25 protein-coding genes and 1 riboswitch are annotated in these 25,116 nt (G+C 71.3%); of the genes, 7 read left to right on the top strand and 18 right to left on the bottom strand.

Annotation, left to right across the window (positions count from 1 at the left end; genetic code table 11):
* Positions 1-24 precede the first annotated feature (24 nt).
* A complete protein-coding gene (gene mnmA / locus ACLIN4_RS24940; RefSeq protein WP_019329745.1) occupies positions 25-1,155 on the bottom strand; it encodes a tRNA 2-thiouridine(34) synthase MnmA in 1,131 nt (376 codons plus the stop codon).
* Between the two features lie 60 nt (positions 1,156-1,215).
* Here mnmA and ACLIN4_RS24935 point away from each other — a divergent pair, with 60 nt between their 5' ends.
* Positions 1,216-1,983 (top strand): N-acetylmuramoyl-L-alanine amidase, encoded by a 768-nt coding sequence (locus ACLIN4_RS24935; RefSeq protein WP_107477072.1) that lies wholly within the window; start codon positions 1,216-1,218, stop codon positions 1,981-1,983.
* A gap of 31 nt (positions 1,984-2,014) precedes the next feature.
* On the opposite strand, the gene ACLIN4_RS24930 is transcribed toward ACLIN4_RS24935, so the two are convergent.
* The 3 genes from ACLIN4_RS24930 to ACLIN4_RS24920 form a co-directional block, all read right to left on the bottom strand.
* Complete coding sequence (locus ACLIN4_RS24930) at positions 2,015-3,184, bottom strand: cysteine desulfurase family protein (RefSeq protein WP_107477071.1); 1,170 nt, start codon at positions 3,182-3,184, stop codon at positions 2,015-2,017.
* Between the two features lie 200 nt (positions 3,185-3,384).
* Positions 3,385-3,651, bottom strand: coding sequence for a DUF4190 domain-containing protein (locus ACLIN4_RS24925; protein ID WP_100045443.1), 267 nt, complete (start codon positions 3,649-3,651; stop codon positions 3,385-3,387).
* Positions 3,652-3,686: 35 nt separating this feature from the next.
* Entirely contained in the window at positions 3,687-3,854 is a 168-nt protein-coding gene (locus ACLIN4_RS24920) for a hypothetical protein (RefSeq protein WP_307652073.1), read from the bottom strand.
* A 115-nt stretch (positions 3,855-3,969) separates the two neighbouring features.
* Here ACLIN4_RS24920 and ACLIN4_RS24915 point away from each other — a divergent pair, with 115 nt between their 5' ends.
* The gene (locus ACLIN4_RS24915) at positions 3,970-4,596 is read left to right on the top strand and encodes a TetR family transcriptional regulator (RefSeq protein ID WP_411576246.1); all 627 of its coding nucleotides are present in this window, start codon (positions 3,970-3,972) and stop codon (positions 4,594-4,596) included.
* Positions 4,597-4,628: 32 nt separating this feature from the next.
* On the opposite strand, the gene ACLIN4_RS24910 is transcribed toward ACLIN4_RS24915, so the two are convergent.
* Both ACLIN4_RS24910 and ACLIN4_RS24905 read right to left on the bottom strand, forming a co-directional pair.
* On the bottom strand, positions 4,629-5,489 hold the full coding sequence (locus tag ACLIN4_RS24910) for a thioesterase family protein (protein ID WP_411576245.1): 861 nt from the start codon (positions 5,487-5,489) through the stop codon (positions 4,629-4,631).
* Between the two features lie 144 nt (positions 5,490-5,633).
* The gene (locus ACLIN4_RS24905; protein ID WP_289911598.1) at positions 5,634-6,356 is read right to left on the bottom strand and encodes a TioE family transcriptional regulator; all 723 of its coding nucleotides are present in this window, start codon (positions 6,354-6,356) and stop codon (positions 5,634-5,636) included.
* A gap of 58 nt (positions 6,357-6,414) precedes the next feature.
* Here ACLIN4_RS24905 and ACLIN4_RS24900 point away from each other — a divergent pair, with 58 nt between their 5' ends.
* Positions 6,415-7,623, top strand: coding sequence for an erythromycin esterase family protein (locus tag ACLIN4_RS24900; protein WP_107477068.1), 1,209 nt, complete (start codon positions 6,415-6,417; stop codon positions 7,621-7,623).
* A 4-nt stretch (positions 7,624-7,627) separates the two neighbouring features.
* Here ACLIN4_RS24900 and ACLIN4_RS24895 read toward each other — a convergent pair whose 3' ends face one another.
* The 9 genes from ACLIN4_RS24895 to ACLIN4_RS24855 all read right to left on the bottom strand — a co-directional run bounded on the left by ACLIN4_RS24895 (position 7,628) and on the right by ACLIN4_RS24855 (position 17,745).
* A complete protein-coding gene (locus tag ACLIN4_RS24895; RefSeq protein ID WP_100049105.1) occupies positions 7,628-8,287 on the bottom strand; it encodes a trimeric intracellular cation channel family protein in 660 nt (219 codons plus the stop codon).
* A gap of 70 nt (positions 8,288-8,357) precedes the next feature.
* Positions 8,358-9,791, bottom strand: a complete 1,434-nt coding sequence (locus ACLIN4_RS24890; protein WP_289911592.1) for an ABC transporter ATP-binding protein — start codon at positions 9,789-9,791, stop codon at positions 8,358-8,360.
* 35 nt (positions 9,792-9,826) lie between these two features.
* Entirely contained in the window at positions 9,827-10,924 is a 1,098-nt protein-coding gene (locus ACLIN4_RS24885) for an ABC transporter ATP-binding protein (protein ID WP_100049107.1), read from the bottom strand.
* A complete protein-coding gene (locus ACLIN4_RS24880) occupies positions 10,921-11,919 on the bottom strand; it encodes an ABC transporter permease (RefSeq protein ID WP_046248335.1) in 999 nt (332 codons plus the stop codon). Before ACLIN4_RS24880 ends, ACLIN4_RS24885 begins: the two co-directional genes overlap by 4 nt.
* Positions 11,920-12,025: 106 nt before the next feature.
* Complete coding sequence (locus tag ACLIN4_RS24875) at positions 12,026-13,825, bottom strand: ABC transporter substrate-binding protein (protein ID WP_100049108.1); 1,800 nt, start codon at positions 13,823-13,825, stop codon at positions 12,026-12,028.
* Positions 13,826-13,895: 70 nt separating this feature from the next.
* Positions 13,896-14,903 carry an ABC transporter permease gene (locus ACLIN4_RS24870; protein ID WP_100049109.1) on the bottom strand — a complete coding sequence of 336 codons (1,008 nt, stop codon included), beginning with the start codon at positions 14,901-14,903 and terminating at the stop codon, positions 13,896-13,898.
* A gap of 315 nt (positions 14,904-15,218) precedes the next feature.
* On the bottom strand, positions 15,219-16,016 hold the full coding sequence (locus tag ACLIN4_RS24865; RefSeq protein WP_100049110.1) for an enhanced serine sensitivity protein SseB C-terminal domain-containing protein: 798 nt from the start codon (positions 16,014-16,016) through the stop codon (positions 15,219-15,221).
* A gap of 213 nt (positions 16,017-16,229) precedes the next feature.
* On the bottom strand, positions 16,230-16,997 hold the full coding sequence (locus tag ACLIN4_RS24860) for an enhanced serine sensitivity protein SseB (RefSeq protein WP_107477066.1): 768 nt from the start codon (positions 16,995-16,997) through the stop codon (positions 16,230-16,232).
* Between the two features lie 79 nt (positions 16,998-17,076).
* Positions 17,077-17,745: an AAA family ATPase gene (locus tag ACLIN4_RS24855; RefSeq protein ID WP_107477065.1), complete on the bottom strand. Its 669-nt coding sequence runs from the start codon at positions 17,743-17,745 to the stop codon at positions 17,077-17,079.
* A 179-nt stretch (positions 17,746-17,924) separates the two neighbouring features.
* Positions 17,925-18,018: riboswitch (glycine riboswitch) on the top strand.
* Positions 18,019-18,178: 160 nt separating this feature from the next.
* Here ACLIN4_RS24855 and gcvT point away from each other — a divergent pair.
* The 4 genes from gcvT (at position 18,179) to ACLIN4_RS24835 (ending at position 22,533) form a co-directional block, all read left to right on the top strand.
* Entirely contained in the window at positions 18,179-19,297 is a 1,119-nt protein-coding gene (gene gcvT, locus ACLIN4_RS24850; protein ID WP_100046626.1) for a glycine cleavage system aminomethyltransferase GcvT, read from the top strand.
* 110 nt (positions 19,298-19,407) lie between these two features.
* Positions 19,408-19,785 carry a glycine cleavage system protein GcvH gene (gcvH, locus tag ACLIN4_RS24845; RefSeq protein WP_043379681.1) on the top strand — a complete coding sequence of 126 codons (378 nt, stop codon included), beginning with the start codon at positions 19,408-19,410 and terminating at the stop codon, positions 19,783-19,785.
* Between the two features lie 14 nt (positions 19,786-19,799).
* The gene (gene glyA, locus ACLIN4_RS24840) at positions 19,800-21,065 is read left to right on the top strand and encodes a serine hydroxymethyltransferase (protein WP_100046627.1); all 1,266 of its coding nucleotides are present in this window, start codon (positions 19,800-19,802) and stop codon (positions 21,063-21,065) included.
* A 100-nt stretch (positions 21,066-21,165) separates the two neighbouring features.
* The gene (locus ACLIN4_RS24835; protein ID WP_100046628.1) at positions 21,166-22,533 is read left to right on the top strand and encodes an L-serine ammonia-lyase; all 1,368 of its coding nucleotides are present in this window, start codon (positions 21,166-21,168) and stop codon (positions 22,531-22,533) included.
* Positions 22,534-22,607: 74 nt separating this feature from the next.
* Here ACLIN4_RS24835 and ACLIN4_RS24830 read toward each other — a convergent pair whose 3' ends face one another.
* From ACLIN4_RS24830 to ACLIN4_RS24820, 3 genes are all read right to left on the bottom strand, one after another.
* Positions 22,608-22,922, bottom strand: coding sequence for a hypothetical protein (locus ACLIN4_RS24830; RefSeq protein ID WP_143657510.1), 315 nt, complete (start codon positions 22,920-22,922; stop codon positions 22,608-22,610).
* Between the two features lie 230 nt (positions 22,923-23,152).
* Positions 23,153-23,953 (bottom strand): helix-turn-helix domain-containing protein, encoded by an 801-nt coding sequence (locus tag ACLIN4_RS24825; protein WP_107477062.1) that lies wholly within the window; start codon positions 23,951-23,953, stop codon positions 23,153-23,155.
* Positions 23,950-24,777: a peptidoglycan-binding protein gene (locus ACLIN4_RS24820; protein ID WP_289911579.1), complete on the bottom strand. Its 828-nt coding sequence runs from the start codon at positions 24,775-24,777 to the stop codon at positions 23,950-23,952. The genes ACLIN4_RS24825 and ACLIN4_RS24820 overlap by 4 nt, the downstream gene beginning before the upstream one ends.
* Between the last annotated feature and the right edge of the window lie 339 nt (positions 24,778-25,116).

Below are 25,116 nucleotides of genomic sequence, written 5' to 3'. Positions count from 1 at the left end.
GCGGGGTGGGCGGGTCCCCTCCGCTCAGGCCGCGCCCGCCGTCGCGCGTGTGGTGGACGCGATGGTCGCCGACCCCACCACGCGCGTGCCGTCGTACAGCACGATCGCCTGACCGGGGGCGACGCCGCGCACCGGCTCCGTGAACGTGACCTCCAGGGTCCCGTCGACCAGTTCCGCCCGGACCTCGGTCTCGCCGCCGTGGGCGCGGAGCTGGGCGGTGTAGGTGCCGGGGCCGGTCGGGGCGGCACCGCACCAGCGGGGCTTGATCGCGCGCAGGGCGTCGACGTCCAGGGCCTCCGCGGGGCCGACGGTGACGGTGTTGGTCACCGGGGAGATGTCCAGGACGTAGCGCGGCTTGCCGTCGGGGGCCGGGGTGCCGATCCTCAGGCCCTTGCGCTGGCCGATGGTGTAGCCGTAGGCGCCCTCGTGGGTGCCGAGCCGGTTGCCCGCCTCGTCGACGATGTCGCCCTCGGCCTTGCCGAGCCGGTCGGCCAGGAAGCCCTGGGTGTCGCCGTCGGCGATGAAGCAGATGTCGTGCGAGTCGGGCTTCTTCGCCACCGCCAGGCCCCTGCGCTCGGCCTCCGCGCGGATCTCGTCCTTGGTGGTGACCGTGTCGCCGAGGGGGAACATCGCGTGGGCGAGCTGGCGGTCGTCCAGCACACCGAGGACGTAGCTCTGGTCCTTGGCCATGTCGGAGGCGCGGTGCAGTTCGCGGGTGCCGTCCTCGCGGAGGATCACCTGGGCGTAGTGGCCGGTGCAGACGGCGTCGAAGCCGAGCGCCAGCGCCTTGTCGAGCAGCGCGGCGAACTTGATCTTCTCGTTGCAGCGCAGGCACGGGTTCGGGGTGCGGCCGGCCTCGTACTCGGCGACGAAGTCCTCGACCACGTCCTCCCGGAAGCGGTCGGCGAGGTCCCACACGTAGAACGGGATGCCGATGACGTCCGCGGCGCGGCGGGCGTCCCTCGAGTCCTCGATGGTGCAACAGCCCCGCGCGCCGGTGCGGAAGGACTGCGGGTTCGCGGAGAGCGCGAGGTGGACGCCGGTCACGTCGTGCCCCGCCTCGGCCGCACGGGCGGCGGCGACGGCGGAGTCGACTCCGCCCGACATGGCGGCGAGGACGCGGAGGGGACGGGTGCGCTGCGGGGTGTCAGTCATAACCCTTCCAGAGTACGGGGAGGCGGGAACCGTAGCGCGCGAGTATGCGTTCACGATCACATGGGGGCGAAGCACGTATCGACAGGCTCATCCACCGGCGGGTCCGCGAGCGGACCGGGCGGCGGGTCCGGCGGGCCCAAGGACGGGGACCGGCGCATCGGCCGGCGGGCGCTGCTCGTCGGCGGCACCGCGGCGGCCGTGGGCACCGCGGTGCTGGCGCGCGACGAGCTGGCCCGCCTGTGGTGGCGCGTGCCGGGGGTGGAGCGGCCCCGCGAGGAGGGCGTGGTCGACTACGCGGCGGCCAGCTGGGTGGCGGCGTCGGACGAGAACTGGCGGCGGGCGGACCGGCCCGACGACTTCGGCGTCGACATGGTGATCGTCCATGTCACGCAGGGCAGCTTCGCGAGCGCGGTGAAGGCGTTCCAGGACCCGGCGCACAAGGCTGCCACGCACTACATCGTGGGGCAGGACGGCCGCGTCACCCAGATGATCCGCGAGCTGGACGTGGCGTACCACGCGGGCAACCGCGACTACAACGAGCGCAGTGTGGGGATCGAGCACGAGGGCTTCGTGGACCGCCCGCAGGACCTCACCGACGAGATGTACGCGGCCTCCGCGCGGCTGACGGCGGGGATCTGCGCGCGCTACGACATACCCCTGGACCGCGAGCACATCATCGGCCACGTGGAGGTGCCGGGCACCGACCACACCGATCCGGGGCCGCACTGGGACTGGGACCGGTACATGAAGCTGGTGCGGCGCGCGGCGACGAGCGCCCCCTCTCCCGACGCTTCGGCCCCCTCCCCCGGTGCCTCGAAGAGCGCCTGACCCCGGCCCCTGTGGTCCTGTCTGACAGGCCCTAGCTCAGCCCCGCCGCCCGCGCCCGTTCCACCGCCGGGCCGATGGCCTTGGCGAGTGCCTCGACGTCGGCCTCGGTGGAGGTGTGGCCCAGCGAGAAGCGCAGGGTGCCGCGGGCCAGGTCGGGGTCGGTGCCGGTGGCCAGCAGGACGTGGCTGGGCTGGGCCACGCCCGCGGTGCAGGCGGAGCCGGTGGAGCACTCGATGCCCTGGGCGTCGAGCAGGAGGAGGAGGGAGTCGCCCTCGCAGCCCGGGAAGGTGAAGTGGGCGTTGGCGGGGAGACGGCCCTCCGGTGCCGGATCGCCGCCGAGGATCGCGTCCGGCACCGCCGTGCGGACCGCGTCGACCAGGGAGTCGCGCAGGGCGCCGATCTCGCGGGCGAACCACTCGCGCTGCCCGGCGGCGAGGCGCCCTGCGACGGCGAAGGCGGCGACGGCGGGGACGTCGAGGGTGCCGGAGCGGACGTGGCGTTCCTGGCCGCCGCCGTGCAGGACGGGTACGGGGCTGTACTCACGGCCGAGGAGCAGTGCGCCGATGCCGTAGGGGCCGCCGATCTTGTGGCCGGAAACAGTCATCGCGGCGAGCCCGGAGGCGGCGAAGTCGACCGGGAGCTGGCCGATCGCCTGGACCGCGTCGGCGTGCAGCGGCACGTCGAACTCGGCGGCCGTGTCGGCGAGTTCCCGGACCGGCATGACCGTGCCGATCTCGTTGTTGGCCCACATGACGGTGGCGAGGGCCACGTCGTCGGGGTCGCGGGCGATGGCCTCGCGCAGCGCCTCGGGGTGGACGCGGCCGTGGGCGTCGACCGGCAGGTACTCGACGGTGGCGCCCTCGTGCTCGCCGAGCCAGTGGACGGCGTCGAGGACCGCGTGGTGCTCGACAGGGCTGGCCAGGACCCGGGTGCGGGCCGGGTCGGCGTCGCGGCGCGCCCAGTACAGGCCCTTGACGGCGAGGTTGTCGGCCTCGGTGCCACCGGAGGTGAGGACCACCTCGCTGGGCCGGGCACCGAGGGCCTCGGCGAGGGTCTCGCGGGCCTCCTCGACGGTGCGCCGTGCGCGGCGGCCGGACGCGTGGAGGGAGGAGGCGTTGCCGGTGACGCTCAGGTGCGCGGTGAGTGCCTCGACTGCCTCGGGGAGCATCGGGGTCGTCGCGGCGTGGTCGAGGTAAGCCATGGTGAGGCCGATTCTACGGGTCGGTCCCGCCCGGCCTCAGAGCAAGGTTGGCCTCGTCGCGGAGCTGGCCGGACTGGGCGGTGAGGTGGCTCAGAGGCTCGGGTGCGGTGACTCGTCGGCCCCGACGCGGTGGCTCGTAGGCCCCGGCGCGGTGGCTCGTAGGCCCCGGCGCGGTGGCTCGTAGGCCCCGGCGCGGTGGCTCAGAGGCTCCACGACATCGTGTTGTCCGCGGACATGAACGCCACCAGGACGAGCAGGTCGGCGATGCCCAGGCCGAGGCCCAGGAGGGCCCGGCCGCGGCGCGCGGTGCCGCGGCGCAGGGCGACGCCCGCCAGAGCGATGGCGATCGGGCCCAGGAACACGTTGAGGACGAGCAGACCGAGCAGGCCGAGGACGAAGGAGGCGACGGCCATGCCGTCGGTGTCCCGGATGCCGGTCCTGCGGGTGGCCGGTGCGGTGAGCTGCATGGTGGTCTCCCTGCCGTGCGTCGGTGGACCGTGCGTCAGTGGGCGGAGGTGCCGCGGCGGCGGCCGTGCCGTTCGCGGATGGCGAAGACGCCGAGCCAGACGGCGATGACCAGGCCGGCCGCGACGGAGAAGGTGAGCGGTGCGTGGGCGACGGTGCCCAGGACCACGCCGAGGAACAGGAGTGCGGCGACGAGAAACAGCATGGAGCGGATCCCCCAACCATCGGTGAACGCTTGTAGTTACACTTGTTCACTGACTTCCCAGTCTAGCGCGCCCCATGGGTTTTCAATTACAGAGAACAGTTGTTAACTGCATGGCATGAGTCACACCCCGGGCGTTCGTCAGGCCCAGAAGCAAAAGACCCGGCAGGCGCTGCTGGACGCGGCGCTCGCACTGCTGGAGGAGCAGAGTCTGAGCAGCCTGGGTCTGCGCGAGGTCACGCGCGCGGTGGGCGTCGCGCCGACCGCCTTCTACCGGCACTTCCGTTCCACGGCCGACCTGGGCGTGGCGCTGGTGGAGGAGGCGCTGGGGAGTCTGCACCCGATGATCCGGACCACCGTGTCACCGGCCGGGGACAGCGACGAACGGATCGCCCGCGCGGTCGAGTTGATCGCCGGACACGTGGCCGCCCACCCCGCGCACGTCCGTTTCGTCGCGCGCGAACGGCACGGTGGGGTGCAGCCGGTGCGGGAGGCGATACGGGAGCAACTGGCCAGGTTCGCCGGGGAGGTCAAGGACGAGCTGGCCAAGGACCCCGTGTCGGAGGGCTGGAGCGAGGCCGACCTGCTGATGGTCGCGGGCCTGTACGTCGACCAGATGCTGGCCACGGCCTCACTGTTCCTGGAGACGCTTCAGGCCCCGGAGGAGGAGCGTCGGCGCGCGGCCGACACCGCGACGCGCCAGATGCGGCTGATCAGCGTCGGCCGCCGGCACTGGCTGGACTGACCCGGCGCCGGCGGCGGGTCGGCGGACCCCGGTCAGCCGAGCCGGACCCGGGCGAGCTGGCGGGACTGGGCCACCAGGCGGTCGGCGCTGTCCCAGACCTCGGCGTCCTCCTCCAGGAAGCCGCCGGCGAGGTTGCGGGTGGTGATGGAGACGCGCAGCGGGCCCGGTGCCGGACGGCACCGCACGTGCACGGTCAGCTCGACCGTCGGCACCCAACCCTTCAGCCCGAGCTCGAAGGCGGTCGGCGGCAGCGCGTCCACCGCGAGGAGCAGCGAGAGGGGGTCGGCGTCACGGCCGTCGGCGAGCCCGAACCAGGCCCGCATCTCGCCCCGGCCGGAGGGCTGCCCGAGCGCCCAGCCCAGCGTGGCGGGGTCCAGCTTGAGCATCAGACGGTCGGCGATGGCCGAACTGCCGTCGACGGGGGTGGGACCGTCCTCGGCGCCGAGGCACTGGTCCATCGGCGGGATCGCGGGGGGCTTCGCCGAGGTCCGGACGTCGTCGGGCAGCGCGTCGAGGTCGCCGTAGGAGGCGAGGACGCGGATGCGCTCGACCTCGTTGCCCTCGTCGTCGTACTGGAAGAGGGAGGCCTGGCCGGTGGAGAGGGTGCGGCCCGTCCGGACGGTCTCGGTGCGCACGACCGCCGGGCCCGGCCGGGAGGCGGTGAGGTAGTGCGCCGAGATGGTGAAGGGGTCGGTGTGCGGGAGGGCGTCCGCGAGGGTCCTGCCCAGGACGGCCAGCAGATAGCCGCCGTTGACGGCGTTGATGATCGTCCATCCGGCGGAGAGGTCGATGTCGTAGACCCCGGGCGCGCGCCGGGTGACGGCGGTGTCCCGGTCGAACTCGCTGTCGCCGATCGAGGTCCGGGTGGCCGCTGCGGAGGCTGCTTCTGGCATGGCTGTACGGTACAACACCCAATTACTAAGCGGTAGCTTTCCGTCTGGCCGCCGCCCGTCGATCGCCCGCCCCACGCCCGACGCCCGACGCCCGACGCCCGACGCCCGACGCCCGACGCCCGCGAGGCCGGAACGGCCGGGAGTTCAGCCGCGCGCCCGGAGGTAGCCCTCCAGTTCGGCGGCGCCCGCGAGCATCGCCCGTCCCCGGGCGGACACCCGGCCGTGCCAGTCCCGCAGGGCGGCCTCCAGCGGCTCGGGTCCGCCGGCCCCGCGCACCTGGTCGATCACGGGGGCGATCTGCTCCAGCAGATAGCCGCCCCGCCGCAGCTGATGGACCAGCCGGGCGTCCCGTACGTCGGCCTCGTCGTAGACGCGGTACCCGGTCAGCGGGTCGCGGCGCGGCTGGACCAGACCGGCGCGCTCCCACTTCCGCAGCGTCGCGGGCCGGATGCCGAGTTCCCGAGCCAGCGGTCCGACGAACGTCCCGCCACGGCCGGGCGCCTGTGCGGCGGGCGCGGACGCCAGGTCGCGCAGCGCCCGCTCCACCGCCTGGAGGGTCCGCCGGTCGGCGAGCAACTGGGCGTGACTCTCGTCGATGAGCCGGAGCGCCTCCCCCTCGGCGCCCCGGTTCACGGCCCGCATGATCGAGGCCGCCGTCCGGTGACCGTGCCCCGGGACCAGGGCGAGGAAGGCGCCGAGGGCACGCGCGTGCAGCGGGGTGTAGGTGCGGTATCCGCTGTCGGTGCGGTCGGCGGCGGGGAGGATGCCGGCTTCCTCGTAGTTCCGGACGGCCTGTGTGGACAGCCCGTGCCCGCGCGCCAGGTCGACCGGCCTCAACTGTGCGTCGGTTTGAAGGTTTCTGGGCACACAGCCGAGGCTATCGCCGAAAAGTTTCCACCGAAAGTTCAACGATACCGTTGAATGTATGGCTACCGACATCAAGGACACCGCCCGTGCCGTCGAGGCCGCCGCCCTCATGGAGCTGCTGCCGGCCCGGCCCCGGATGCTCGCGCTGGGCGAGCCGACCCACGGCGAGGACCTGCTGCTCGAGACGCGCGACGACCTGTTCCGGCAACTGGTCGAGGAGGAGGGCTACCGGACGATCGCGATCGAGAGCGACTGCCTGAGGGGACTGGTCGTCGACGCCCACGTCACCTCGGGCACCGGCACGCTCGACGAGGTCATGGAGCACGGCTTCAGCCACGGGCTCGGCGCGTCCGCGGCCAACCGCGAACTCGTGCGCTGGATGCGGGAGTACAACGAGGGGCGGCCGGCTTCCGAACGCGTCCGCTTCGCCGGTTTCGACGGCCCGCTGGAGATCACCCATGCCGAGAGCCCGAGGCAGGCCCTCACCGCGCTCCACGCCTTCCTCGCGGCCCGGGTGGACGCCGCCCTGCTCCCCTGCACGGCGAAGACGCTGGACCGTCTGCTGGGCACGGACGACCGGTGGACCGAGCCCGCCGCGATGATGGACCCGGCCAAGTCGGCGGGACGGTCGGCCGAGGCCCGGGAGCTGCGGCTGCTCGCCGACGACCTGATGTCGCTGCTCGACGAGCAGACGCCCCAGGTCCACGCGGCGGCAGCCTCGCGGGAGGACCTGGACCGGGCACGCCTGTACGCGCGTACCGCCGCCGGCCTGCTGCGCTACCACCACTGGATGGCCGACCCCTCCCCCGCCCGCATGAACCGGCTGCTGGGCCTGCGGGACCGGATGATGGCCGACAACCTCCTCGCGCTCGCCGACCGGGGCCCGGTGCTCGTCCACGCCCAGAACGCCCATCTCCAGCGGGCGAAGAGCAGCATGCGGATGTGGCAGGGGCCGGTGGAGTGGTGGAGCGCCGGCGCTCTGGTGAGCGCCCGGCTCGGCGAGGAGTACGCCTTCGTGGCCACGGCGGTCGGGACGATCCGGCACCAGGGGGTGGACACCCCGCCGCCGGACAGCGTCGAGGGGCTCCTGTACGCGCTCCCGGAGGACCGCTGCCTCGTCGATGCCGCGGAGCTGGCCGCCGCCCTCGGCGACAGGCGGCCCGCGCACCGGGAATCCCCCTGGTTCGGCTACGCGCCGCTCGATCCGGACCACCTGACCGCGATCGACGGTGTCGTCTTCCTCAAGGACGTCCTCAGGCGCCAGTGAGCTCTCAGTCCCCCTCCACCACGGTCGACCGCCGGTTCCAGGCACGCGGTGCCCGCCAGTGGAAGCGCAGGGCGAGCAGGCGCAGGACGAAGGCCGTGACCACCGCCAGGCCGGTGGTGAACGGGGTGAGGGCCTCGTAGCGGATGCACAGGGCGACCATCGTGGCACCGACGATCGCCGGGACGGCGTACAGGTCGCGGTCCCAGCGCAGCAGCGAGGGAACCTCGTTGGCGAGCACGTCCCGCAGTACGCCGCCGCCGACCGCGGTGGCCAGGCCCAGGCAGGCGGAGGCGGTCAGGCCGAGCCCGTAGTCGTACGCCTTGGTGGTGCCGGCGACGCAGAACAGACCGAGGCCGGCCGCGTCGAAGACGTTCACACCGGTCTGGAGGCGCTCCACGTGCGGGTGGAGGAAGAAGACCAGGGCGGTGGCGAACAGCGGGGTGACGAAGTACCCCAGGTCCGTGAAGGCCGCGGGCGGTACGGCGCCGATGACCAGGTCCCGGAACAGCCCGCCGCCCAGCGCGGTGACCTCGGCGAGGACGGCGATGCCGAACACGTCGAAGTTCTTGCGTACGGCCAGCAGCGCTCCGGAGATGGCGAAGACGAAGATGCCGATCAGGTCGAGCGTGTGCTGGACGGTGGGGGTGAAGAGTTGCTCGTACACCCTGCCATTCTCACCTGCCGATGAGCCCCCGCCTTGCAAACGAAGGCGGGGGCTCACGCGCGGCGAACGGTCACTTCTCCTTGGCGGGAGGCTCCTCGTCGGCGCTCTCGGTGCTCTCGGCGTCCTCGGTGCTCTTCGCGTCCTTGGCGCTCTTCTTCGCGGCCTCGGTGCTCTTCGCAGCCTCGGTGCTCTTCTTCGCGGCCTCGGTGCTCTTCGCAGCCTCGGTGCTCTTCTTCGCAGCCTCGCTGCTCTTCGCGTCCTCGCCGCCCTCGGCCTCCGGAGCCTCGGCCTCCGCAGATTCCGCGGACTCCGCCTCCGCGGAATCGGCCTCCGCCGCCTCCACCTCCGCGGCCACCGCCGCCGAGGTCCGGGCCGACTCCGCGAGCGCGTCCTCGGCCACCAGCTCCGCCGCCTCCTTGGCGTCGGAGAGCAGGACGACGTCCTGCGGGGCCTGGTCCTCGAAGTTCTCCGGGTGGTGGCAGGCGACCTGCTGTCCGGGGCGCAGCTCCTTCAGCGGCGGCTCGGTCGTCTTGCAGATCTGCGTCGCCTTCCAGCACCGGGTGTGGAAGCGGCACCCGCTCGGCGGGGAGATCGGCGAGGGCACGTCGCCCTTGAGCAGGATGCGCTCGCTCTTGGCGCCGCGCCGCGCCGGGTCCGGGATCGGGACCGCCGACATCAGCGCCTTGGTGTACGGGTGCATCGGCGACTTGTAGAGCAGGTCCCGGTCGGCCAGCTCCATGATCTTGCCGAGGTACATCACCGCGATCCGGTCCGAGACGTGCCGGACGACGGACAGGTCGTGCGCGATGATCACGTACGTCAGGCCCAGCTCCTGCTGGAGGTCGTCGAGGAGGTTGACGACCTGGGCCTGGATCGACACGTCGAGCGCGGAGACCGGCTCGTCGGCCACGACCAGCTTGGGGTTGAGCGCGAGCGCGCGGGCGATGCCGATGCGCTGGCGCTGGCCGCCGGAGAACTCGTGCGGGTAGCGGTTGTAGTGCTCGGGGTTGAGACCGACCACCGACAGCAGCCGCTGGACCTCCTTCTTGACCCCGCCCTCGGGCTCGACGCCCTGGAGCTTGAAGGGGGCGCTGACGATCGTGCCGATGGTGTGGCGCGGGTTCAGCGACGAGTACGGGTCCTGGAAGATCATCTGCACGTCGCGGCGCAGCGGGCGCATGCCGCCGACCCCGAGGTGGGTGATGTCCTTGCCCTCGAACTCGACCTTGCCGGCGGTCGGCTCGAGGAGCCGGGTGATGAGCCGGCCCATGGTCGACTTGCCGCAGCCCGACTCGCCCACGACGCCGAGGGTCTCACCGGAGCGGACCTCGAAGTCGATGCCGTCGACGGCGCGCACCGCGCCGACCTGGCGCTGCAGCAGGCCCTTCTTGATCGGGAAGTGCTTCTGCAGCCCGGTCACCTTCAGCAGGGTCTCGCCGGGGGCGGCGTCCTTGGTGAGGGTGGCACCGCCCGTCGAGCCGTCGCTCTGTGCGGGGATCGTCACCGCTTCGTCCTCTGCCTTTGCCTTTGCTTTGTCGCTCACAGCTTCGGCGCAATCTCTTCGGTCCAGATCCGCTCCCGCTGCTCCTGCGACATGTGGCAGGCGGCCCAGTGCTTGCTGCCGACCTCGGTCAGCTCGGGGCGGACCGTGCGGGTGACGTCGTCCTTGGGCACGTCGGCGTACGGACAGCGCGGGTTGAAGGCGCAGCCGGACGGGAGGTTGATCAGGGAGGGCGGGGAGCCCTTGACGGGGATGAGGCGTTCCTGCTGGTCGCGGTCGAGCCGCGGCATCGAGCCGAGCAGGCCCCAGGTGTAGGGGTGCCGGGGCTCGTAGAACACCTTCTCCGCGGGGCCGCGCTCCACGCACCGGCCGCCGTACATCACCAGGAGGTCGTCGGCCAGCTCGGCGACGACGCCCAGGTCGTGGGTGATGATGATGACCGCGGAGCCGAACTCCTTCTGCAGGTCCCGGATGAGGTCGAGGATCTGCGCCTGGACGGTCACGTCCAGGGCGGTGGTCGGCTCGTCCGCGATGAGCAGCTCGGGGTTGTTAACCAGCGACATCGCGATCATCGCGCGCTGGCGCATACCGCCGGAGAACTCGTGCGGGTAGCTGTCCACCCGCTTGTCGGGCTGCGGGATGCCGACGCGGTCGAGCATCTCCACCGCGCGGCGCTTGGCGGTCTTCTTGTCCACGTCGTGGTGGATGCGGTACGCCTCCACGATCTGCTGCCCGATCGTGTAGTACGGGTGCAGCGCGGACAGCGGGTCCTGGAAGATCATCGCCATCTCCCGGCCGCGCAGCTTGCGCACGTGGTCCGGGTCGGCGGAGAGCAGCTCGGTGCCGTCCAGCCAGATCTCGCCGGAGATCTGGGCCTTGCGCCTGCCGTACTGGCCGGCGGTGTGCAGGCCCATGATGCCGAGCGAGGTCACCGACTTGCCGGAGCCGGACTCGCCGACGATGCCGAGGGTCTTGCCCCGCTCCAGCTGGAAGCTGAGCCCGTCGACGGACTTGACCAGGCCGTCGTCGGTCGGGAAGTGCACCTTGAGGTCGCGTACTTCCAGGAAGGCGCTCGGCGCGGCCGAGGTGCCGGTGGGCTCGCCCACGGCGGCTCCGCTCTTGCTGAGTTCGGTCATGCGAGCCTCACTCGGGGGTCGATCACGGCGTACAGGACGTCCACCACGAGGTTGGCGATCAGCACCGCGAGAGAAGTGATCAGGGTGACGCCCAGGATAAACGGCAGGTCCTGGTTCTGGATCGCGTCCAGGACCTTCTGGCCCAGGCCGGGGAGGCTGAACGTCGTCTCGGTGAGGATCGCGCCGCCCATGAGGGCGCCGAGGTCCATGCCGAGCATGGTGAGCAGCGGGGTCAGCGTCGACCGCATGGCGTGCTTGCGGATGACGACCGGTTCCCTCAGGCCCTTGGCGCGCGCGGTGCGGATGTAGTCCTCGCCGAGGATCTCCATCATGGTGGCCCGGGTGATCCGGGCGTACATCGCGGCGTACAGGAAGGCCAGGGTGACCCAGGGAAGGATCATGCCGCCGAGCCAGCCGGTGAGGCTGTCCTCCAGGGGCACGAACTCACCGTCGATCCAGCCCAGGCCGTAGGAGAAGATCGCCAGGCTGAGCAGACCGGTGAAGTAGATGGGGAGGGAGACGCCGGCGAGCGCGACGATCATCGCGCCGCGGTCCCACAGGGTGCCCCGCTTGAGGGCGGAGAGCACACCGGCGGCGAGGCCGAAGATCAGCCACAGCACGGCGGCACCGAGCGCGAGGGCCAGGGTCACCGGGAAACGCTCGGTCAGCACCGGCCAGACGGCCTGCTCGGTCTTGAAGGAGTATCCGAAGCACGGCGCGGAGCAGTTGGTCACATCGCCGCCGGAGGCGTAGGTGCGCCCCGCGAAGATGCCCTTGATGAACTCCCACGCCTGGACGACGACCGGGTCGTCGAGGCTCAGCTTCTGCCGCACGGCCTCGACGGCGTCGGGGCCGGCCTGCTTGCCCACGTAGTTCAGGGCGATGTCGACGCCCGCCCACTTGGGGACGAGGAAGAAGATGCAGAAGACCACCAGGATGATGACCACCAGCATCACTGCGGCGGCGAACAGCCGCCTGATGAGGTAAGCGAGCACAGCGTGCGGCCCGCCGCGGACCGCGGGCCCAGGAGATCGTCCCGGGCCCGCGGTCACGCCGCGCCGGCCTTCACCTGCCTTTCGTGCCGTACGGCGGGTGTGCCGGTTACTTCTTCGGGTTCTTCAGGCCGAGGTTGACGAAGTCGTACATACCGCTGTAGCCGTCGGTGGTGTACACGTTCGCCAGGTTGTCCGAGCGCCAGTTGATGAACTTCTCGAAGACGAAGGGCAGGTAGTACGCGCCCTCCATCACCTTGTGGTTGATCTCCGTGGCGATCTTGGCCTTGCCGGCGTCGTCCAGCTCGGTCAGGTAGTCGGCGAACAGGCCGTCGATCTCCTTGTCCTTGATCAGCGCGAAGTTGTTGTTGGCGCTGTCGAGGATGTAGTCGCTGTGCCACAGCGGCAGACCGTAGCCCTGGACGGACGGGAAGTCCGGGCCCCAGCCCATGATGATGACGCCGTAGCCCTTCTTGGCCACGTTGGAGGGGCTGCCGACGACGCTGGCGTACTGCGAGCCGTCGTACTGCTCGATCTCCAGGTCGATGCCGACCTTCTTCAGCGACGCCTGCATCGACTCGGCGGTGGCGACCTCGACCGGCTTGTTGTTCCGGACCGCGATCTTGCTCTTGAAGCCGTTGGGCTTGCCGCAGGCCTTCAGCTCTTCCTTGGCCTTCTCGATGTTGCCCTTCTTGTTCTCACCGGCCATGCCGTACGGGTCGTACTTCTGGCCCTCGGAACCCGGGACGGACGGCGGCAGCATGTTGGTGCCGATGTCGCCGCCGGCGACCGGGCCGCCGCGCGCGGTCTGGAGCGAGACGTGGTCGGCGCCGAAGAGCATCGCCTTGCGGCAGTGGATGTTGTCGAACGGCTTCACGTTCTGCGCGAAGGTCGCGTAGCGGATGTAGCCGGAGACCGGGTTGTCCAGGTTCGCCTTGTGCTCCTTCAGGGCGGTGGTGCGGCCCTGCGGGGACAGACCGGTCTGGGCGAGGTCCAGGTCGTAGTCACCCGCGATGAGACGGGCGTCCAGGTCGTTGGCGTTGGAGAAGAACTTGATCGTGATCTTGTCCGGGTACGCCTTGCGGACCGGGTCCGACTCCTGCTTCCACTCGGTGTTGCGGACCAGGGTCAGGTCCTTGCCGGGGTTGTAGGACTCGAACTTGTACGGGCCCGAGGAGAACGGGCGCAGGCCGTACTTGGACTTGGTGTCCTTGTCCTGGCGGACCGGGGACGCCGAGGTCAGCGCCAGCATCTCCTCGAAGTCCGAGTTGGCCTCGGGCAGCTTGAAGACGATGGTCTTGTCGTCCGGCGTCTCGATCGCCTTCAGACCCAGCTTGTCCTTGGACTTGTCCTTGTACGGGCCCTGGTACTCGTCCTTGGGGTCGAGCACCTCCTTGAGGTACGTCGGGCCGCCCGACAGCACGTCCTGCGCCCAGACGCGCTCGATGCCGTACTTGACGTCCTTGGAGGTGATCGGCTTGCCGTCCTCCCAGGTGATGCCGTCACGCAGGGTGTACGTGTAGGTCTTGCCGTCGTCGGAGACCTTCGCGAGACCGGTGGCGAGGTCGGGGGTGACCTCGGCGCCCGCCTTGCCCGGCTCGGTCTTGTTCGTGACGAGCTGGCGGCTGTAGTAGCGGGAGAAGTTCCACATGAAGCCGTAGTAGCCGCGCGTGGTGTCCCACGAGTCGGCGTCCTGCGAGCTGGCGAACTTCAGGGTGCCGCCCTTCTTGGCCGCGGAGGCCTGGGCGACCTTGTTGTTGGCCGCGTCGAAGCCCGGCGCGCCGTTCTTCGAGCCGCCGTTGCTGTCGTCGCCTCCGCCGCCGCACGCCGCCGTGGTCAGCAGCGCGGCGACCACTGCGGCAGCGGCCAAAGCCTGCTTGCGCCGCCCTGAGGTGCGTTGGGTAGTCACGATCTCGGATCCTCCGGATTAGATGAGAGACCCCGTGCAGGTGCCACGGGTCGCTTTGCGGTACGGCAGGTCAGCGGGAGCCCTTCGGGTCCAGCGCGTCGCGTACGCCGTCACCGAAGAGGTTGAAGGCAAGAACGGTGATGAAGATCGCCACACCCGGGATCACCATGTACATGGGATCCGACTTGTAGTAGTCGATGGCGCTCGACAGCATCTGTCCCCAGGAGGAGGTGGGCGGCTTGACGCCCACGCCCAGGAAGCTGAGTGCGGCCTCGGTGAGGATGTTGGTCGGGATCATCATCGTGGTGTAGACGATGATCGGCGCGACCAGGTTGGGCAGCAGTTCCTTGAACAGGATGTAGAACCGCCCGGCACCCAGCGACCGGGCCGCCTCGACGTACTCCCGCTCGCGCATGGAGAGGGTCTGGCCGCGGACCACACGGCCGATGTAGGGCCATCCGAAGAAGCCGATGACCAGGATCATCATCAGCAGGCGGACGCCGGTGCCGCTGAGGCCGAGCATGCTGTCCGGCATGACCGAGACCAGCGCGATGATGAAGAGCAGCTGCGGGAAGGCCAGCAGGCCGTCCATGACCCGGCTGATGAGGGCGTCGACCCAGCCGCCGAAGAAGCCGGCGAGGACACCGAGGACGGTACCGATGATCACGGCCACGATGGCGGACAGGAAGCCGACCAGGAGCGAGATCCGGGCGCCGTGGACGATGCGGGCGAAGATGTCGCGGCCGTTGACGGGCTCGACGCCCAGCCAGTGCTCACCGCTCATGCCGCCGAGGGAGCCGGTGGGAGTACCGAACAGCGGGTCGATCAGGTCCTCGTGGAACTCGTTGGGGTCCTGCCCGTAGAGCGAGGTGATCAGGGGCGCGAAGATCGCGACCACGATGAGGAAGAGCACGACGATACCGCCCGAGAGGGCCAGCTTGTCCCGCTTCAGGCGCTCCCAGGCGATGCGGCCGAGGGAACGCCCCTGAACCGCCTTGGTCTCGGCGCCGGCAACCGCCGCCTCCTCGGCCGCACTCGGGGCCGCTTCCGCGGTCGGCTCGTGCAATGGTGCCGTCATCTGGCAGGGACCCCTCTCAACCGGCGGTAGCCGGCCCGCACTTGCCGCTGTAGCGGCGTGATCAGTCCGTCGTACAAAGGGGCGAACAGTCACCCCTTGCTGCGGGAGTCTTCAACGGTTTGGCGATCTGTAGCCAGACTTGGCAGGGAATGGATGCGCAACCGTGATGCTGTTCGAGGTGTTCCGTTATCCGGACAGTGGGTAACGGGGGCCGGACGCGGACGAGTTGGGACATCAGCGGCACAGTGGTGCCATACGTCCTCGTCTACGCGCGAAGATGTCCGCCCACCGCGGGCGGGAGACGTCCCGGGACGGTCAGTACCGGCCTTGGGCCGGAGGGTATCCGTATCCGCCCACCGGCGCCTGGGCGGGAGCGGCGACGTGGGCCTCCCGGTCGTAGAACGGGCGGGCGTTGGCGCGCAGCCACATGGCGACCGGGTCGTGGGCGTCGGTCATCGCGACGGTCGACACGGGCAGCCCGTCCGGGACCGCGCCGACGGACTGCTGCATCATCGCGCGCACCGCGTCGACGGCCGGCGGGGAGGTGTCGTACACGTCGAGACCGATGGCGAGATACGGCGCCCCGAGCGCCGGCTGGACCCAGGCGCGGCGCAGCGCGCGGACCGCCGGGGTGCGGTGGGCGTTCTGCGCGAGCAGGGCGTAGAACTGCGGGATCTCGATGGCTGGTTCGGACAGGCGCAGGGGTCCGGCGGGCTGGCGGTCCAGGCCGGAGGCGATGCGGCGCAGGTCGGGCCAGGGGATGCCGACGCCGCCGCCGGGGGCGTGCGGGTTGAGCCACAGGCCGTAGTGGTCGGGGTAGAGGGCGCGGGCCACTTCCAGGCCGTCGACCACCTCGTACGAACGGTTCCAGCCGCTGGCCGACAGCTCCTGGGCGGAGGTGACGCAGGGCGCGTAGCCGTGGCCGTCGACCTCCATGTTCCCGTACTGGGCGTCCGGGGAGCCGGCCTGGCCGTGCCAGAGGAGCATCCAGACCTGGCCGGAGGTGGGGGTGGCGAGCGCGCGCAGCAGTGCCTCGTAGGCGTCGTAGCGCCCGGGGGTCACCTGGCGCAGCATGTGCTCGACCTGTCCGGTCGTGGTGCCGCTGGCGCTCACGCGTATCGCCCCTTCGAGAAGTTCCCCGGTTGTGAAACCAGCTTAAGGCTCCGCCGGGTGCGGGGCGCCTATGAGCTCGGGGTGCCTTGTCCGTTCGCGGGTGCGGGTGCGTCGTGGCCGGTCGCGCCCACGCGGCGGAGCCGCATATGTCACAGCCCCGCGCCCCTGGGCCGGCTGCTCCGACCGGTGTCCAGAAGTGCCGCGGATGGCTTCCTACAAGTCCCGGTCGTAGAACGGGCGGACGTTCGCCCGCATCCAGTCGCAGACCGGGTCCTGGGCCGCCTCCAGGAGGACCAGGTTGACCTGGGTCTTCAGGGGGGCCTTGGCGAGGGCTCGGCCGAGGGCGTCCAGGGGGAGGGCGCGGGCGTCGCCCTCCCAGTGGGTGAGTTCGACGCCTACGAACATCACCGGGTCGGCGGTCTCGATGGCGGCCATGCAGCGGCGGGCGGTGCGGACGACGCCGATCGCGGCGAACTCGGCGGAGGCGGCGGCGAGGAAGTCCACCGGGTCGTCCTGCCAGTCCGGTTGGAAGAGGCGGACCCGGCCGCCGGAGGCGGGCCCGTCCAGGGGGGTGCGGCCGGCCCGGCACAGCTCGGCCACGGCGGGCGGCGGCAGCGGGATGCCGACCACGCCGTCCGGGTTGACGGCGATGCCGACCTGCGGGGGCAGTCCGCGGGCGAACTCCACGGCGGGGGCGACGGTGTACGACATCTGCGCGCCGGCGACCTGCCGGAACTGCTCCTCGGAGCTGAACACCGGGACGTAGGCCTGGCCGTCGATCTCCAGCGAGGGCAGGTCGAGGGGGCCGCTGTTCGGGCCGCCGCCGTTGGGCAGGGGTATCCACAGGAAGCTTCGGCCGAGCACCTCCACGATCCGGCCGCCGGCCGAGGGGACACCGAGGGAGGCGGACAGCACCTCCTCCAGCTCGTTGCCGGGCCACCCGCCGTGCGGGTGGGGGTGCGCCTGTGCCGGGAAGTCCATCTGCCTACCTACCGCCTGCCTGGTGCCACTGCTGTGGCTGAAAAGGCTAACCCGTTCGGCCCTGCCGACCTACGGTGCGTCACCCCGTGAACGCGATCCGGTGGAGTGTGTCGGCCGCCGCCCGGTCCAGGAGGACCGCCGAGGTGCAGCCGGCGGGCAGGGTGCCCTCGGTCACCGCGCGCAGCAGGCGGGCGTTGGCCGTGCGGTGCCGCAGGAACGCGTACCGCGACACGCCCCGGCCGCGCTCGCGCTGGCCGGCCAGGGCCTCGTCGGCGCCGACGTCGAGCAGGAGCAGGTGCAGGGTGCCCTCGCGGCGGCGGGCCTCGCGGGCCAGCCAGGCCCGCACCCAGGACTGCGTGCCGCAGTCGTGCACGACGACGCCCTCGCCGGAGCGCAGGGCCTTGCGCAGGCCGGCGTAGTGGGCGAGGCGGACCAGCGGCCGGTAGAGGGCGTAGGGCAGGAAGCGCGGCATGCGGCGCTCCCAGCGGTCCCGGGTGTCCTGGGAGTCGATGCGCCGTCCGCGCACGGTGCGCTCCATCAGCGTGGACTTGCCGCTGCCGGGCAGGCCGGTGATCACCACCAGGTCCCGGGGTCCGAAGAGCAGGGCGTGCGGGCTGCGGCCGTCGCGGTCCCGCAGGTCGCGGACGACCGGTGCGGGCAGTTCGGCGCACGTCTCCGGGGCCGGGGCGCCGGGCTGGCCGGGCAGCGCGAGACCCGTGGTGGTGGCGTACGCCGTGGTCCTGTTCACCGTGATCGTCCTCCCCTGGGGCGGTTCACGAGTTACCGTCCCCGTCGAGTGTAAAGAGAAGGTAATGCGCGGGTCTCGCTTTTTCGTGCGCTTACTGCCACAGCCCGGTTACAGATCGCGGCCTGCCGTCGGCGGGCCGGGCGTGCAATGATGGCGGCGCCAACTGCATACCGGCCGTTTGAATCCGCGCGGGAGAGTCCCCGGCCGCGCCGGGGCGCCGAAGGAGCAAGTCCCTCCCTTGAATCTCTCAGGCACCGTTACCGCGCGGGCGAGGCACATCTGAAAAGCGGGCCGCCGTCCGACGGCGGCCCCACCCAAGGTGCAAGCCCTGATCGCCGTACTCCGGTGGTCGTGGCGAACCTCTCAGGTTCCGATGACAGATGGGGAGGAACGACCTCGCCCGTGCCGTCCTGTCCTGGGAGACGACCGACCGATGAGCAGCACAGAACTCCGCCGTACCGCGCTCGATGCCACGCATCGCGCGCTGGGCGCGACGATGACCGACTTCGCCGGCTGGGACATGCCCCTGCGCTACGGCTCCGAGCGCGACGAGCACGTCGCGGTGCGCACCCGGGCCGGACTCTTCGACCTCTCGCACATGGGCGAGATCACGGTCACCGGCCCCCAGGCCGCCGACCTGCTGAACTTCGCGCTGGTCGGCAACATCGGCAGCGTGAAGCCGGGCCGCGCCCGCTACACCATGATCTGCCGTGAGGACGGCGGCATCCTGGACGACCTGATCGTCTACCGGCTGGGTGAAGCCGAGTACATGGTCGTCGCCAACGCCTCCAACGCCCAGGTGGTGCTCGACGCGCTGACCGAGCGGGCCGCCGGCTTCGACGCCGAGGTGCGCGACGACCGGGACGCGTACGCGCTGCTCGCCGTGCAGGGCCCGGAGTCCCCGGGCATCCTCGCCTCGCTCACCGACGCCGACCTGGACGGCCTGAAGTACTACGCCGGGCTGCCCGGCACGGTCGCGGGCGTCCCCGCGCTCATCGCGCGCACCGGCTACACCGGCGAGGACGGCTTCGAGCTGTTCGTGAAGCCCGAGCACGCCGTGGAGCTGTGGCAGGCGCTGACCAAGGCGGGCGAGGGCGCCGGGCTGGTCCCGTGCGGCCTGTCCTGCCGGGACACGCTCCGCCTGGAGGCGGGCATGCCGCTGTACGGGCACGAGCTGACGACCGCCCTGACGCCCTTCGACGCCGGGCTCGGCCGGGTGGTGAAGTTCGAGAAGGAGGGCGACTTCGTGGGGCGCGCCGCGCTGACCGAGGCCGCTTCCCGGGCCGAGCAGAACCCGCCGCGCGTCCTGGTCGGCCTGGTCGCCGAGGGCCGCCGGGTCCCGCGCGCCGGGTACCGGGTCGTCGCCGGCGGCGAGGTGATCGGCGAGGTCACCTCCGGTGCGCCGTCCCCGACGCTGGGCAAGCCGATCGCCATGGCGTACGTCGACCCCGCGCACGCGGCGCCGGGCACCGAGGGTGTCGGCGTGGACATCCGGGGCAGCCACGAGCCCTACGAGGTCGTGGCGCTGCCGTTCTACAAGCGCCAGAAGTAGACACTGGGCGGCGGGGCCCTCGCCGCCCCGCGCGCGTTCTCGCTGATCAACAGCGGTTTCAGCAGTCCCCCCTTCACCAGCACTCCCCCGCGTACAGGAGAATTCAGGCCATGAGCAACCCCCAGCAGCTGCGTTACAGCAAGGAGCACGAGTGGCTGTCGGACGCCGAGGACGGCGCCTCGACGGTCGGCATCACGGAGCACGCGGCCAACGCGCTCGGTGACGTCGTCTTCGTCCAGCTCCCCGAGGTCGGCGACTCGGTGACCGCGGGCGAGACCTGCGGCGAACTGGAGTCCACCAAGTCGGTCTCCGACCTGTACTCCCCCGTCTCCGGTGAGGTCACCGAGGTCAACGAGGACGTCGTCAACGACCCGTCGCTGGTGAACAGCGCGCCCTTCGAGGGCGGCTGGCTGTTCAAGGTGCGGATCACGGACGAGCCGGCCGACCTGCTCTCCGCCGACGAGTACACCGCCTTCACCGCCGGCTGAGGAGTCACGCCCGCATGTCGCTTCTGAACACCCCCCTGCACGAGCTCGACCCCGACGTCGCCGCCGCCGTCGACGCCGAGCTGGACCGCCAGCAGTCCACCCTCGAGATGATCGCCTCCGAGAACTTCGCGCCGGTCGCGGTCATGGAGGCCCAGGGCTCGGTCCTCACCAACAAGTACGCCGAGGGCTACCCCGGCCGCCGCTACTACGGCGGCTGCGAGCACGTCGACGTGGTCGAGCAGATCGCCATCGACCGGGTCAAGGCGCTCTTCGGCGCCGAGCACGCCAACGTGCAGCCGCACTCGGGCGCCCAGGCCAACGCGGCGGCGATGTTCGCGCTGCTCAAGCCGGGCGACACGATCATGGGTCTGAACCTCGCCCACGGCGGGCACCTGACCCACGGCATGAAGATCAACTTCTCCGGCAAGCTCTACAACGTCGTCCCGTACCACGTCGGCGACGACGGCCAGGTCGACATGGCCGAGGTGGAGCGCCTCGCCAAGGAGACCAAGCCGAAGCTGATCGTGGCCGGCTGGTCGGCCTACCCGCGTCAGCTGGACTTCGCCGCCTTCCGCAAGATCGCGGACGAGGTCGGCGCGTACCTGATGGTCGACATGGCGCACTTCGCCGGTCTGGTCGCGGCGGGCCTGCACCCGAACCCGGTGCCGCACGCCCACGTCGTCACCACCACCACCCACAAGACGCTGGGCGGCCCGCGCGGCGGTGTGATCCTCTCCACGGCCGACCTGGCCAAGAAGATCAACTCCGCCGTCTTCCCCGGTCAGCAGGGTGGCCCGCTGGAGCACGTGGTGGCCGCCAAGGCCGTCGCCTTCAAGGTCGCCGCGAGCGACGACTTCAAGGAGCGCCAGGGCCGTACGCTGGAGGGTGCCCGCATCCTCGCCGAGCGCCTGGTGCGGGACGACGCGAAGGCGGCGGGCGTGTCCGTCCTGACCGGCGGCACGGACGTGCATCTGGTCCTGGTCGACCTGCGCGACTCCGAGCTGGACGGGCAGCAGGCCGAGGACCGTCTCCACGAGGTCGGCATCACGGTCAACCGCAACGCCGTCCCGAACGACCCGCGTCCGCCGATGGTGACCTCCGGTCTGCGCATCGGTACGCCGGCCCTGGCGACCCGCGGCTTCACGGCCGAGGACTTCACCGAGGTCGCGGACGTGATCGCCGAGGCGCTGAAGCCGTCCTACGACGCCGAAGCCCTCAAGGCCCGGGTGAAGGCCCTGGCCGACAAGCACCCGCTGTACCCGGGTCTGAACGACAAGTAGACACCGCGCTTGTCCGGGGCGCCGGGCCCGTCACGAGCGGACCCGGCGCCCCACCCCGAAGCACCACCCTCTGCACCACCCCCGTTCTGAGGAGACCCCCGTGGCCATCTCGGTCTTCGACCTGTTCTCGATCGGCATCGGCCCGTCGAGCTCCCACACGGTCGGCCCGATGCGCGCGGCCCGCATGTTCGCCCGCCGCCTGCGCAACGAGGAGCTGCTGGGCTCCGTCGCCACGGTCCGCGCCGAGCTGTACGGCTCGCTCGGCGCCACCGGACACGGCCACGGCACGCCCAAGGCGGTGCTGCTCGGCCTGGAGGGCGACTCGCCCCGCACGGTGGACGTGGAGACGGCCGACGACCGCGTCGAGACGATCAGGACGTCCGGCCGCCTCAGCCTCCTCGGCGAGCACGAGATCGCCTTCTCCTACGACGACGACATGGTCCTGCACCGCCGCAAGGCCCTCCCCTACCACGCCAACGGCATGACGCTGTGGGCGTACGACGCCGAGGGCGCCGAGGTGCTGACCAAGACGTACTACTCGGTCGGCGGCGGCTTCGTCGTCGACGAGGACGCGGTGGGCGCCGACCGCATCGTCCTCGACGACACGGTCCTCAAGTACCCCTTCCGCACCGGCGACGAGCTGCTGCGCCTCGCCAAGGAGACGGGCCTGTCCATCTCCGCGCTGATGCTGGAGAACGAGCGGGCCTGGCGCGACGAGGACGAGATCCGCGAGGGCCTGCTGGAGATCTGGCGGGTGATGCAGGCGTGCGTCTCCCGCGGCATGTCCCGCGAAGGCATCCTGCCGGGCGGCCTGAAGGTCCGCCGCCGCGCCGCCAACACCGCGCGCAAGCTGCGCTCCGAGGGCGACCCGCAGGCCCTGGCGATGGAGTGGATCACCCTCTACGCGATGGCCGTGAACGAGGAGAACGCGGCCGGCGGCCGGGTCGTCACCGCCCCGACCAACGGCGCGGCCGGCATCATCCCCGCGGTCCTGCACTACTACATGAACTTCGTCCCCGGCGCCGACGAGGAGGGCGTGGTCCGCTTCCTCCTGGCAGCGGGCGCCATCGGCATGCTCTTCAAGGAGAACGCCTCCATCTCCGGCGCCGAGGTCGGCTGCCAGGGCGAGGTGGGCTCCGCGTGCTCGATGGCGGCGGGCGCGCTGGCGGAGGTGCTGGGCGGCACGCCGGAGCAGGTGGAGAACGCCGCGGAGATCGGCATGGAGCACAACCTCGGCCTCACCTGCGACCCGGTCGGCGGCCTGGTCCAGATCCCGTGCATCGAGCGCAACGGCATGGCCGCGGTCAAGGCGGTCACGGCGGCGCGGATGGCGATGCGCGGCGACGGCTCGCACAAGGTGTCCCTGGACAAGGTCATCAAGACCATGAAGGACACCGGCGCCGACATGTCGGTGAAGTACAAGGAGACGGCGCGGGGCGGGCTGGCGGTCAACATCATCGAGTGCTGAGCGGAAACGCCTCGGCCGGGCGGGCGCCGCGAGGTGCGGCACCCGCCCGGGCCGGAGCGCCGGCGAACGTCCGGTCAGCAGCGGACGGTCGCCTTCCAGACCTTGATGCCCTTGCTGTCGAAGTAGACGGTCTTGCCCTTCGCGATCCTGGTGCAGGGGTGGTCCGTGCCGTACTTCATCTGGACCTTGACCTTCATCGCGCCCTTGCAGGTGTTCCTCACCTGGACGGTGTAGACGCTGGGCTGGTTGTACGTGGTGGTCTTCACGCAACTGGGCACCGGCCTCGCCTTGCCCGCGGCCTGGGCCGGCGCGGCGGCGGTGACGCCCATGCCCGCGCTGAGAACGGTCGCGGCTACGAGCGAGCCGACCAACGACTTACGTGACCTCATGCTGCTCCTCTGCGGTGTGGGGCGCGGATCCGCAGTACCCCCGTGGCCTGCGGCTTCTCGCGGCTCCTCCAGTAAGACACGGCCCGGGGGCGATCACCGCCGTCAGCTCGCGAGAGAGGACGTCCCAGGCGGTGGCCTGCGGTGACGGCGCCCGGACAGGGACGGGTCGGGACGCGCGGGACGGCGTGGGACGGGGCCGTGTCCTCGGGTCCCTTCGAGGTCGTCGTCCACTAGGACGTGAGGCAGTGGCGCTCCGCCGTGTCGCCGAGGACCAGGCAGGCCTTCAGGCCTTCGGGACCACCGCCGACCATGGGGGTGGAGAGGTAGCCCTCGGCGTCGAATCTGTCCTTGATCTCGGTCCAGCGCGTGCCCTGGCCCGGAGCGCTGATCTCGACGCGGTCACCGACCCGGCCGAACCAGATCCGGGCCCAACTCGCCTCGCAGAACGGGCTGTACCGGATGTCCATGGACGGTCCCCGTTCGGGGCGCCGTTCGGCGACCGTGCGGGTGCCGGAGCCCGCGATGGCGCACGCCTGGGGCTGGGAGGAACGACCGGTGCACTCCGCCCCCGTGCAGCCGGGGCGCAGCGGCTCGGGCCGGGCGTCGGAACCGGAGTCGCGCGGGAGGCTGACCGCCGTGAGCACGGCCGCCAGTGCCAGGCCGCCGGCCAGCACGGCCGTCAGCACGGGGCGGCGCAGGCGTGGCCGGGCGCGTTCCCGGAAGGGCCGGGACTGCTGCGGGCCGGGTTCGGGCAACGGGGGTGGCGGCGTCGGGGGCTCGCCTCCGGGCTCGGCCGCGAGGTCCCACAGGGCGAGCAGCCGGGCGGGGGGCTCGTCCGCCAACGCGCACAGTTCCCGGACCAGGGCACGCGGAGGCAGCAGGGTTCCGTTGAGATAGCGGTGCCAGGAGGACCTGCTCGCCGTGGTGCGCCGGGCGAGGGCGTCCAGGCTCAGCCCCGTACGCGCGCGCAGCGCGGCCAGCTCGCGCGCGAGGACGAGAAGACCGTGTTCCGGCCCGCTCCGGTGCGTCACCGGCGCAGGGCTTCCCAGGTGTGGGGGCCCATGTGCCCGTCCGTGACGAGACCGGCCGCCTCCTGGAAACGCTTGACCGCCTTCTCCGTCTCCGCACCGTACGCGCCGTCGACCAGGCCCGGTGAGTAGCCGCGGTGTGCCAGGAGACACTGTGCCTCGACCACGTCCCAACTCGTGGAGATCTGCTGGAGCAGGGCATCGCGCGTGTCGCTGTGCCCGGCGTGCAGGAGGCCGTCTTCGCGGTGGATGTCGCAGGCGTGGGTCCGGCCCGGTTCGAAGACGAACGTGGCCTTCTCACCGCGGCGGTCGTCGCCGTTCACGGCTCCGCTCGTCTCACGGGAGGCCAGGAACACCACGGCCGCGGCCACTGCCCCCAAGGTGACCACCGTGGCCGCGGTGAGGGCGGTACGGCGCGTCGGCCGCCGGGGCGGGGCAGCCGCGTCCGCGTCCACGGGCCCGGCGGGCTCGGTCTCGGCCGGCTCAGGCAGGGCGTCCGGCGTGCCGGCGCCGCTCGTCTCGCCGCCCGCCGACCAGCTGTCCTCCGCCAGGGACCGCAGAGCAAGCGTCCGGTCCACGTCCCCACCGCCGAGCCGGGCCAGCTCCTCCACCACGACGGCCGGTGGCAGGTACGAGCCGTTGAGATACCGCTCCCAGGACGACTTGCTGCAACTCGTCCGGTCCGCCAGGGCGGCGAGGCTGAGGCCGCTGCCGCTCTTCAACCTGCGTAACTCGGCCACGAACTGACGCCCCGGCTCATCGAGTGCGTCCGGCAGTTCCTTCCACCGGGCCATCGGCAACTCCTCCCCCTCCATGTCACGGCGCACCGCAAGCATGGTAATCACCGGACCGATCCCCATGTCGGATCGCGGGCCGCGTCCCAGCCGTCCCGCGAAGTCCCATCGCGATGTGTGTTTCCGCTGGTCAGAGGCTGGGACATCCCGAGTTCGGCACGCTGCTTGTCCAGGTACTCACCGTGCTCGCAGAATCGCCGCGCACCACGGGTACCGAGGGACAGCCCACTCCGGCGCGCATCGTCAAGAGGGTGTCGCTGATCGTCAAGGCCAGGGCCGGCGGCTCTTCGCAGACTCATGGGCATTCACCGGGCAGCGGATCGACACCCTCTCCTTCGACGGCACGACCCTGCACACCGTCACCGGCGACCG

This window comes from Streptomyces mutabilis, assembly GCF_046628145.1.
Classification (GTDB): domain Bacteria; phylum Actinomycetota; class Actinomycetes; order Streptomycetales; family Streptomycetaceae; genus Streptomyces; species Streptomyces mutabilis.
The sequence above is the reverse complement of the archived record's forward strand: the minus strand, read 5'-3'. Positions and strand labels throughout refer to the sequence as shown.